The sequence below is a fragment of the Desertihabitans aurantiacus genome (assembly GCF_003344635.1).
Classification (GTDB): Bacteria; Actinomycetota; Actinomycetes; order Propionibacteriales; family Propionibacteriaceae; genus Desertihabitans; species Desertihabitans aurantiacus.
This window is the reverse complement of sequence record NZ_QPKK01000147.1, coordinates 1-9,916: the sequence shown is the minus strand read 5'-3', so window position 1 is coordinate 9,916 and position 9,916 is coordinate 1. Positions and strand designations below refer to the sequence as shown.

The window sequence follows — 9,916 nt, the reverse complement described above, 5'->3', positions numbered from 1 at the left end:
CAGGTCGGCGGAGATGAGGTCGAGCTCGAGCATCTCGCAGCCCAGCCCGAGCAGCACCAGCCCGCCGATGTTGGGGTGGGTGGCGTAGCCGCGGATGGTCCGCAGCAGCACGTCCGCGCCCTCCGAGCCGCTGACCAGCCCGCACCCGCTCTGGTGGGTCAACGCCACGACGCCGTCGACGTTCTCGAAGGCGTCCAGCGCCATCCCGCGGAACTGCTCGGCGATGAGCTTGGCAGCGGTGGCCGAGCAGTTCACCGAGGTGACGACGCCGATGTAGTTGCGGGTGCCGACCCGGCCGTCGGCGCGGCGGTAGCCCTGGAACGTCGGACGCTCGCCGGTCGGCGCCGGCGGCCGCCAGCGGGCCACCCCGAACTCGTGCTGGCGCTCGGTGTCCGACATGGACAGGTTGTGCGTGTGGACGTGCGCGCCGGGGACGATGTCGGCGGTGGCTCGTCCGATCACCTGGCCGTACTTGCGGACGTCCTGACCCGCCGGCACCGCACGCAGGGCGACCTTGTGCCCGCGCGGGACGTCGGCGGTGACCGTCAGCGACCCGCCCGCCACGTCGACCTGCTGGCCGGCGACCAGGTCGGCGAGGGCGACGGCGACGTCGTCCTCCTCGCTGAGCAGGAGCAGGGTGGGGTCCGTGCGGACGTCCTCGGTCGGTGCAGCGGCAGTACTCACCAGGGGTGCCTCTCGTTCGGTACCGGTCGGACCACGATAATTCAGGACGCCCGGGAGCGCCGCATTCGTCGGACGTCCGAGACGGGCGGGAGGGGAGCGTGACGTGGGACGACTGAACCGACGGGCCGCGGCGGAGGTGTCGGCGCCCGGCGTCACACCGGCCCGGTCGCACCCGGAGTCGGTGGGGCACCTGCACCTGGGGTTCGGCGCCTTCCACCGCGCCCACCAGGGGCTCTACACCGAGCGGGCGATGGCCCTGTCCGGCGACCGGAGCTGGGGCGTCCTCGGCGTCACCGGACGCCGCCCCGACGTCGCGCGCACGATGGCCGAGCAGGGCGGCGCCTACGGCGTGCTCGTGCGCCACCCCGACGGCGACCGGCTCGACCTGGTCGACGCGGTGCTCGACGTGCTCGCCGCCGAGCAGGAGGACGCGATCGCCGACGCGCTGGCCGACGAGCGGACCCGGGTGGTGACGCTGACCATCACCGAGCAGGCCTACGCCGACCCGGCGACCTCGATCCCGCTGCGCCGGCTGGCGGCCGGACTGGCGCGCCGGCACGAGCGCAGCCGCGCCCCGCTCAGCGTCATCAGCTGCGACAACCTCTCCGACAACGGCCGGGTGCTCAGGGACGCCGTCGGCCGGCTGCTCGAGCCCGCCTCGGCGCTGGCGTCGTGGGTGGCCGACACCGTCGCGTTCCCGAGCTCGATGGTCGACCGGATCGTCCCCGCCACCACCCCGGCCGACGTCGAGGCCGCCGCGGCGCTCAGCGGGCTGGTCGACCACGGCCTGGTGGTCGCCGAGCCCTTCAGCCAGTGGGTGGTGCAGGACGATCTGGTGGCCGGCCATCCCGGCTGGGACCGGGTCGGTGTCCAGCTGGTGCCCGATGTCGCCGGCTGGGAGCAGCTCAAGCTCCGGGTGCTCAACACCTCGCACTCGCTGCTGGCCTGGCAGGGCGCGCTCGCCGGCCACGACACCATCAGCAGCGCCGCCGCCGACCCGGCGCTGCACCAGCAGGTGGTGGCGCTGATGGATGAGGTGGCGACCGTGCTGCAGCCACCGCCCGGTGCCGACGTCCCCGGCTACCGCGCGGAGGTGCTGCGCCGCTTCGCCAACCCGATGATCCGGCACACCACCGCCCAGGTCGCCCGCGACGGATCACGGAAGCTGCCGGAACGGGTCTTCGGCACGATGCGTGACCAGCTCGCCGCCGGACTGCGGCCGGAGTGGACGGCCCGGCTCGTCGGGCTCTGGCTGGCCTACCTCGCCCGGTTCCGCGACCCCTCGAGCGACCCGCTGGCCACCGAGGTGCTGGCCCTCCTCGACGAGGGGCCGGACGAGGCGACCGTGGTGCGGCGGGTCTGCCGGCTGATCGCGCCGGCGGCCGAGGACGTCCTGCAGGACGAGGTCGTCACGGTGATGGCCGCCGCGCTGCGCGAGGCCAGCTCGAACGTCCGCCGCGCCACCTCCTGATCACGGCTGCTCGGCCCTCGCTGATGAGCGGCGTCCTCACCAGGGCAGCAGCGCGCCGTCGGTCGGATCCGACCACGAGGGGAGCCGCCAGTCACCGGCCCAGTCGCTCTCGAACACCTCGGGCCTGAGCTGCACGCCCAGACCCGGCGCGGTCGGCGCCTCCAGATAGCCGTCGACGACCCGGAGCGGCTCCTCGACCAGGCCCTCACCCAGGGTCAGCTGCTCCTGGCAGAGGAAGTTCGGCGTCACCAGGTCCAGCTGCAGGCTCGCGGCCAGGTTCACCGGGCCGAGCGGGTTGTGCGGGGCCATCTGGACGTAGTACGTCTCGGCCATCGTGGCGATCTTGCGGCCCTCGGAGATGCCGCCGCAGTGCGCCAGGTCCGGTTGCAGCACCGCCGCGGCCTGCTTCTCCAGCACGTCGCGGAAGCCGTAGCGGGTGAACAGCCGTTCACCGGTGGCGATGGGCACCGTCGTGCTGCGGGCGATGTCGGCGAGCGCGTCCACGTTCTCCGGCAGGCACGGCTCCTCCACGAACATCGGCGACCACGGCTCGATCGCCTTGATCAGGGTCTTCGCCAGCGCCGGGCCGACCCGGCCGTGGAAGTCGATACCGATGTCGACCGTGGGCCCGACTGCCTCCCGCAGGGCGGCGAAGCGGCGGGTCTGGAAGTCGACGAAGGCCGCCGACTCCAGCCCTCGGGCCGGTCCGGGGAGGGCGGTCTTGATCATGCTCCAGCCCTGCTGGGCCGCCAGCCGCGCCTCGGCGGCGAGCTCGTCGATGTGGTCCTGGTCGCGGGCCACCTCGTCCGGGCCGTGGTCGCCCACGTTGACGTGGCGGTAGGCGCGCACGCGGTCACGGACGCGACCACCGAGCAGCTCGTGCACCGGCACCCCGTGGTGCTTGCCGAGGATGTCCCACAGGGCCTGGTCGATGGCGGAGATGGCGCTGGAGAGGACGGAGCCGATCGGGTAGAAGGTGCTGCGGTGCAGGTCGTGCCAGATCCGCTCGATCCGCCGGGGGTCGCGGCCGATCAGCAGGTGCGCGTACTCCTCGACCGCGGTCTGGACGACCCGTGCCTTGCCCTCCAGGCATGCCTCACCGACGCCGAACAGGCTGTCGTCGTCGGTGTGCACGACGAGGAAGGAGTACCTCGGCTCGACGTGGTGCACGCTCAACCGGGTGATCTGCATGGTCTCCTCCGTCTGGGCAGTTCAGGACGTCTCGGTGCGGCGTCAGCCCGTTGATCAGGTAGCGCTGCAGCTGCTGTGCGGTCACCATCATCACCGTCGTGGCCCGCAACGCTGCGATCCGGGATCCGTGACCCTCGCGAGCCGCGACACTGGTCCCCAGCCCCGACGGAAGGTGCCCCGATGCCCGCAGGATCGGCTCGCGATCAGGATTCGGCGCCGGCCACCGCTGCCAGCGTGCGCCGGCAGCGGTGGATCCGTGCCGCGGCGGTCGTGGTGGGTGTGCTCAGCCTGGTGCCGGCCGGCTTCTGCTTCTTCCTGGCCTCGCTGATGACCTTCGGGCTGTACTCGTGGCAGGAGGCGGAGCTGGACCCCGACATCTGGGTGCCGATCCTGGGGGCTTCCCTCTCCCTGAGCGCCGCCCCGGCGGTGATGGCGCTCGGACGGCACCGCCGGCGCTGGCTGCTGGTCACGTTGGCGACGTTCCTGGTCGTCGCGCTCGTCTCCAGCGCACTGACCTGGCTCCCTCTGCTCGGCTCGCAGGGCTAGCGCTGGGACAGCCCGGGCACGGGTGGGAGGCCAGCGCCCCGGAGCCCGCCTCGTCGTGGCCCCTGCACCAGCGGGCCCCGGGGCGGTGCTGGCGTCCCGACGTCAGGGGACGGTGATGACGACCTTGCCGCTGCCGCTCTCGGCCAGCCGGTGCGCCTCGGCGGCCGAGGCCAGCGGCAGCGCGTGCTCGACGGGCGGGGTGTAGCCGCCGCGACGACCCAGGTCGGCGAAGCGGCGCAGCTGGGCGGAGTCGTTGGTGGCGTCGACCTTGCGCGCGCCCAGCCGCTGCGCCCCCTCGCTGTCGATGACGGTGACGACCCGCGCAGGGTCGCCGACGATCTCGACCAGGTCGGGCAGGGATGGCGACGGTGCGGAGTGCACGGCGGCGTCGACACCTCCGGGTGCCAGGGCGGCCACCCGCTCGGCCAGGCCGTCGCCGTAGGTGGTCGGCAGGACGCCCAGCTCGGCCAGGGCGGCGTGGTTGGACTCCCGCCCGGTACCGATCACCGTGGCGCCGGCGTCCAGGGCGAAGGCGGCGACGGCGCGGCCGACGGCGCCCGAGGCGCCCTCGACCAGCAGCGTCCTGCCCGACAGGTCGCCGAGGGCGTCGACGATGTTCGCGGCGGTGGCGGCGGCCAGACCCGCGGCGGCGGCCTGCGGTGCGGACCAGCCCTCCGGCACGGCGCTCCACGCGGTCAGCACGGCGTGCTCCCCGGTGGTGTCGCTGATCCCGCCGAGCCCGAACACCAGGTCGCCGATGCGGACGTCCTCGACGCCGGGCCCGACCTCGTCGACCACACCGGCGGCGTCCCGGCCGGGGACGAGGGGCAGCGGCAGGTCGAGGACGCCCTGCAGGTGCCCGGCCCGCAGCAGCACGTCGATCGGGTTGACGCTGACGGCCCGCACGCGGATGCGGACCGCGCCCTCGCCGGCGTGCGGCTCGGGCGCCTCCTCGACCGTCAGGACGTCCGGGGCGCCGAAGCGGTGGTAGCGGGCAGCAAGCACGGGAAGCTCCTCGAGCAGAAGGTCACGGCATTGCTTGCCGCGGAAAGGACTGTATGAGGCAATGCTTTCCGCGGCAAATGAACGTAGGGTGGGGCCGTGCCGACGCCCCGCCTCACCCCGCAGCAGGACCGCGCCTGGTCCCTGCTGGTCGGGGTGATGACGTGGCTGCCGGCCGAGCTCGACGCCCACCTCGACCGCGCGGCCGGGCTCAGCCACGCCGAGTACCAGGTGCTGCGCTGGCTCTCGCTCAGCGAGGACCGTGAGGTGCACATGACCCGGCTGGCGGCCACCGCCAGCGTCACCCCGTCCCACCTGTCGCGGATCGTCGCCCGGCTGGAGAAGCGTGAGCTGCTCACCCGCAGCAACGACCCCACCGACGCCCGGCGCACGCTGGCGCGGCTGACCGCGGCCGGTGCCCGCGTCGTCGAGGAGGTGGAGCCCGGCTACGCCGCCGAGGTGCGCCGCCTCGTCTTCGAGCACCTCGACCCCGGCCAGGCCGAGCAGCTGGAGGGCATCGCCGAGGCGCTGCTCACCCCGCTGCGCAGCGACTGCGTGGGGCTGTTGCCGCCCCGCGCGCTCCGGCCGTCCGACATCTCCTGACGCCGGCAGCACCCCGACTGCCGGTTCGAGGTATCTCCGCCCGCCCTGGAGTGCGCGTTTACCTCCAACCGGGCGGGACGGGGGCGGGCGCCGTGCGGCGGCGTGAGGCGGCTCAGCGCTGGGAGACGGGGGAGATGACCAGCTCGTCGATCCGGACGTGGGGCGGCGCGTCCAGCACGAAGCCGACGGCGCGGCCGACGTCGTCGGCGGTCAGCATCTCCGCCTGCGCGGCCGCGTCGGGGACGTCGGCGCGCAGCTTCATGAAGTCGGTGGCGACGTAGCCCGGGCACAGGTGGCAGGCCCGCACGCCGTGCTCCGCCTCCTCGAAGTTGAGGCTGGCGACCAGTGGCGCGAGGGCGGCCTTGCTGGCGCTGTAGGCCACCCCGGCCTGCGGGTTGGTCCGCCAGGCGGCGATGGAGGAGATCACCACCACCACGCCGGCGGTGCGGCGCAGCTGGGGCAGCGCCACGTCGAGCACCCGGGCGACGGCGGTGAGGTTGACGTCGACGACCCGGGCGAACTCCTCCATCGACTGGTCGGCCCAGTCGCGCTGCGGGGTGTTGAGCCCGGCGGACAGCACGAGGCCGTCGAGACGTCCGAAGCGGTCGACCACGGCGTCGTGCCCGGCTCGGACCTGCTCGGGGTCGGTGACGTCGAGGGGGAGCGTCAGCACCTCGCCGCCGTCGGCGGTGATGCTCTCGGCCACCTCGGTCAGCGCCTCCGTGCGCCGTCCGCTCAGCGCGACCCGCCAACCCGACGCCGCCGCGTACCGGGCCGACGCGGCGCCCATCCCGCTGCCGCCGCCGGTGACCCACAGCACCTTCTCCACAACGATCCCTCCCTCGTCGGTTCCCCGCCGTAGTCTCCACCGGCCTACGACGCCGGCGCTCCTTCGCCCGGCTCCTCGGCCGGCACCGGTTCCAGCACCAGCAGCGGGATCTCCCGCTGGGTGCGTCGCTGGTAGCCGGCGTAGTTGCGGTAGCGGCGGGTGATCTGCGGCCAGAGGACGGCCCGCTCCTCGGCGTCGACGACGCGGGCCCGCATCGGCTGCCGTGGTCCGCCGGCCAGCGATACCTGGACGTCCGGGTGCTCGCGCGCGTTGAGGAACCAGGCCGGGTGCCGGTCGTCGCCGCCGCGGGAGGCCACCACGACCAGCGCCTCACCGAGCTGCAGCGGGGAGGTGAGCATCACCGACCGCGGCTCGCCGGAGCGGCGTCCGACCGTCGTCAGCTCCAGCGACGGCATGCCGATCAGCCGGTGACCGAGCCGTCCGCCGCTGAGCCTGATGAGGGCACGGTGCACGACGTTCGCGGCTCGGAGGACGACATCGCTGGGCACCCTCCGACCCTAGGCGACGACCCGCCGGCGCGGTCCGGCGCTAGGCCACCAGCGCGACCGCGATGGCGATCGGCAGCGACACCACCGCGGAGATGCTCGTCACCAGCGTCAGCGAGCGCAGCGTCCCCTGGGTGGTCAGCCCGAGCAGCGACTTGAACATCCAGAAGAAGTTGCTGTTGACGTGCAGGGCGAACATCGCGCCCGACGCGATCGCCAGACCGATGGCGATCGGAGCCACCTCGAGCTGGCCCAGCACCGGGCCGATGATCCCGGCGGCGGCGATCGCGGCCACCGACACCGAGCCGATCGCCAGGTGCAGCAGCGCGGCCACGACCCAGGCCAGCAGCACCGCCACCACCACCGGCAGCCCGGCCTCGGCGGTGAAGAGCCCGGCCAGGACGTCGCCCAGCCCGGTCGCCTCGATCACCGCACCGAGCGAGCCGCCGACGCCGGTGATGAGCAGGATCTCGCCGGTGGTGCGGAACCCGCTGGTCAGCGCCTGGGAGGTGCGGTGCTCCCGCAGCACCCGGCGGGCCATCAGGAACGCCCCCAGCAGCCCGAGGAACAGGGCCATGTTCGGGTCGCCGAGGAAGGTCAGCGTCGAGACCGCCGACTGGGCGGCCGGCCCCGCCGCCTCGGCGCGGGCGACGAGGTCGAACGGCTCGACGAAGGCGCCGGCGGCGATGAGCACCAACGGCACCAGGATCGGCAGCAGCCGCACCCCGAGCGGCGGGAGCCGTCGCTCCCGGGCGTCCTCGGGCGTCCGTGCCGGCTCGTCGGCGGCGTCCTCGTCCTCCTCCTCGAGCTCGGGTGCGGTGGCGGCGTCCTCGGGCTGCACCTCGTCCCGCTCGGGGCGCCAGAAGCCGGCCCGCACGAGCAGCGAGAACAGCAGCGTGGTGACGAGTGCGGTCACCGGTCCGATGATGATGCCGAACAGCAGCCAGGTGCCCAGGGGCAGCCCGATCAGGCTGGCGATCGAGACCGCGGCCAGTCCGGGCACCACGAAGACGTAGCCGGAGAAGATGCCGGTGCCGATCGCCCCGGCCAGGTTGCCCAGCCCGCGCGGACCGATCCGCGGCGCCGCCGAGCGGGCCAGCGGCGAGGCGAGCACCACCTGCACGTCGACGTAGATGGCCGGGAAGATCGTCGACAGCGCGGCCGTCATCGCGTACGGCAGCCGGCGGGCCCCGACCACCCGCACCAGCGCGTTGACCAGCGTGCTGAACGCGCCCATCGCGTGCAGCAGCGACCCGAGCAGGACGCCGAAGCCGATCAGCAGCCCGACGTCGACCATGATCTCGCCGAAGCCCTCGGTGACCGCGGTGATCGTCCCCTCCACGCCCACGCCGGCGGCCAGGCCGAGGTAGAGGCAGGCCAGCACCAGGGCGATCACGGGGTCGACCTTGAACCGGATGATCAGGACGACGGCGGCCACGATCGCGATCGCGGTGTGCAGGGCGGCCACGGGGGCACTCCTCTCCTCGGTGAGACGACGAACCTAGCCGCGGCCCTCCCCGCGCCGCAGCCCGGCCTCACCGGGCACCTGTCCCGGAGAACTGGTTGACACGTGTCAGGTCGGCGATGCACTCTTCTGCCTGACACGTGTCAGCCTGAACGTGCACCCTCCGACCGACGACGTTCGAGGAGTTCCTCCATGCCAGACCTCAGCCGCCGGGCCGCGCTCGCGGTCGCCGGCGCCGGGCTGCTCGGGACCGTGGTCTCGTGGCCCCGCCTCACCGGGTCCGACATCCCCGGCCGGGGCACCGACGCCCTCACCATCGCCATCCTCGGCACCGCCCAGGACGCCGAGTCCCGCTCCGAGCTCGTCCGCTCCTTCCAGGCCGAGCACCCCGACATCCAGGTGCGGATCCAGGCCATCCAGGGCCAGGACTGGCGCGACTTCTTCGCCAAGATCCTCACCCTGGTCGCCGCCGGCAGCCCGCCCGACCTGGTGGTCGTCGCCACCGAGGGCGCCCAGCTCTTCGCCGACCGGCTCGCCCACCCGCTGGACGAGTACGTCCGCCGCGACGCCGCGGAGATGGCCGACTTCTTCAGCGACGTCCACCCCGCGCTGGTCGAGGCGTTCATGTACGAGGGGAGCCTCTACCAGCTGCCCATCGACTTCAACGCCGCCAACATCTTCTACAACCGGCGCCTGTTCGACCGGGTCGGCATCGGACGTCCCGCCGACGACTGGACCAAGGACGACTTCTTCGACGTCTCCCGCGAGCTGGCCGGCGGCGTCGAGGGCACCTTCCTCTCCTACTTCTGGACCAACCGCCTCTTCGGCGGGGTGGTGCCGTGGCTGTACAACAACGACACCTCCTTCCTCACCGAGTCCAAGGCACCGGGCGGGGACTGGTTGTGGTCGCAGTTCTACGCCGGCGACCCCACCGCGGCCGGGCGCGGCGGCGGGTTCCGCTGGCTCGAGCCGAACGCCGACGACCCGCGGGTGGCCGAGTCCTTCGACCTGCTCGCCGGGCTGGTCCGCGAGGGCCTGGCCTCCAGCCCGGCCCAGGGCGGCGGCAACGAGCTGATCGCCCGCTTCGCCGACGGGCTGATCGGGATGACCCCGGCCGGCACCTACTGGGTGACCGGGCTGGCCGAGGGCGGGATGGCCAACGAGGACTACGACGTCGCCTTCTTCCCGCGCTGGCGCTCCCAGCGCCACCAGTTCGGCGCCGCCGGCTACGCGATGATGGCCACCTCCCAGCGCAAGGACCAGGCCTGGGAGTGGATGAAGTTCTGCGTCAGCCGTCCCGGCATGGAGATCCAGTTCGCCGAGCCGACCACCACCCCGACGCGGCGCTCGATGGTCGACGCCAGCTTCTTCGCCACCAACGGCCCGGAGCACTGGCAGGTCTTCTACGACACCCTCGACCTGTTCTCCGACACCGCCCCGATCCCGGCCCCGCCGCAGCAGGCCGCGGTCGAGACCGCCCTGATCAAGAACGTGGCCAACGCCGTCACCGGGAACACCGGTGCCGCGCTCGCCACCCTCCAACGCGACCTGGAGCTCGCCCTGAGGAGGACGACGTGACTCTCCCCGCCAGCGCCGCCGCGCCCGGTGCCACCGCCGAC

Annotated in this window: 10 protein-coding genes; 4 read left to right on the top strand and 6 right to left on the bottom strand. The window is 73.3% G+C overall.

All coding sequences use genetic code 11. The features are described 5' to 3' along the window. A partial coding sequence (locus DVA66_RS12405) for a UxaA family hydrolase (RefSeq protein ID WP_198671714.1) occupies nucleotides 1-684 on the bottom strand: 684 nt, incomplete at its 3' end. Nucleotides 685-787: 103 nt separating this feature from the next. Between DVA66_RS12405 and DVA66_RS12400 the strand changes: the two genes are divergently transcribed. Then, a complete protein-coding gene (locus DVA66_RS12400) occupies nucleotides 788-2,155 on the top strand; it encodes a mannitol dehydrogenase family protein (RefSeq protein ID WP_114560368.1) in 1,368 nt (455 codons plus the stop codon). 36 nt (nucleotides 2,156-2,191) lie between these two features. Here DVA66_RS12400 and dgoD read toward each other — a convergent pair whose 3' ends face one another. Beyond that, entirely contained in the window at nucleotides 2,192-3,346 is a 1,155-nt protein-coding gene (gene dgoD, locus DVA66_RS12395; protein ID WP_114560367.1) for a galactonate dehydratase, read from the bottom strand. A 234-nt stretch (nucleotides 3,347-3,580) separates the two neighbouring features. Here dgoD and DVA66_RS12390 point away from each other — a divergent pair, with 234 nt between their 5' ends. Then, nucleotides 3,581-3,892, top strand: a complete 312-nt coding sequence (locus DVA66_RS12390) for a hypothetical protein (protein ID WP_114560366.1) — start codon at nucleotides 3,581-3,583, stop codon at nucleotides 3,890-3,892. Nucleotides 3,893-3,994: 102 nt separating this feature from the next. On the opposite strand, the gene DVA66_RS12385 is transcribed toward DVA66_RS12390, so the two are convergent. After that, nucleotides 3,995-4,897, bottom strand: coding sequence for an NADP-dependent oxidoreductase (locus DVA66_RS12385; protein ID WP_114560365.1), 903 nt, complete (start codon nucleotides 4,895-4,897; stop codon nucleotides 3,995-3,997). 96 nt (nucleotides 4,898-4,993) lie between these two features. Here DVA66_RS12385 and DVA66_RS12380 point away from each other — a divergent pair, with 96 nt between their 5' ends. Further along, nucleotides 4,994-5,497 carry a MarR family winged helix-turn-helix transcriptional regulator gene (locus tag DVA66_RS12380; RefSeq protein ID WP_198671712.1) on the top strand — a complete coding sequence of 168 codons (504 nt, stop codon included), beginning with the start codon at nucleotides 4,994-4,996 and terminating at the stop codon, nucleotides 5,495-5,497. 112 nt (nucleotides 5,498-5,609) lie between these two features. Here DVA66_RS12380 and DVA66_RS12375 read toward each other — a convergent pair whose 3' ends face one another. From DVA66_RS12375 to DVA66_RS12365, 3 genes are read right to left on the bottom strand one after another with little or no spacing between them, the layout of a single operon-like run. Continuing rightward, nucleotides 5,610-6,326 carry an SDR family oxidoreductase gene (locus DVA66_RS12375; protein ID WP_198671711.1) on the bottom strand — a complete coding sequence of 239 codons (717 nt, stop codon included), beginning with the start codon at nucleotides 6,324-6,326 and terminating at the stop codon, nucleotides 5,610-5,612. A gap of 44 nt (nucleotides 6,327-6,370) precedes the next feature. After that, nucleotides 6,371-6,835 (bottom strand): nitroreductase/quinone reductase family protein, encoded by a 465-nt coding sequence (locus tag DVA66_RS12370; protein WP_114560364.1) that lies wholly within the window; start codon nucleotides 6,833-6,835, stop codon nucleotides 6,371-6,373. A gap of 40 nt (nucleotides 6,836-6,875) precedes the next feature. After that, complete coding sequence (locus DVA66_RS12365) at nucleotides 6,876-8,300, bottom strand: GntP family permease (protein ID WP_114560363.1); 1,425 nt, start codon at nucleotides 8,298-8,300, stop codon at nucleotides 6,876-6,878. Nucleotides 8,301-8,489: 189 nt separating this feature from the next. Between DVA66_RS12365 and DVA66_RS12360 the strand changes: the two genes are divergently transcribed. Further along, nucleotides 8,490-9,875 (top strand): ABC transporter substrate-binding protein, encoded by a 1,386-nt coding sequence (locus tag DVA66_RS12360; RefSeq protein ID WP_114560362.1) that lies wholly within the window; start codon nucleotides 8,490-8,492, stop codon nucleotides 9,873-9,875. The last annotated feature ends 41 nt before the right edge of the window (nucleotides 9,876-9,916 follow it).

Bases quoted from the DNA above. Each gene is read 5' to 3' on its own strand.
- dgoD (WP_114560367.1), bottom strand. From the start codon at position 3,346: ATGCAGATCACCCGGTTGAGCGTGCACCACGTCGAGCCGAGGTACTCC.
- DVA66_RS12360 (WP_114560362.1), top strand. From the start codon at position 8,490: ATGCCAGACCTCAGCCGCCGGGCCGCGCTCGCGGTCGCCGGCGCCGGG.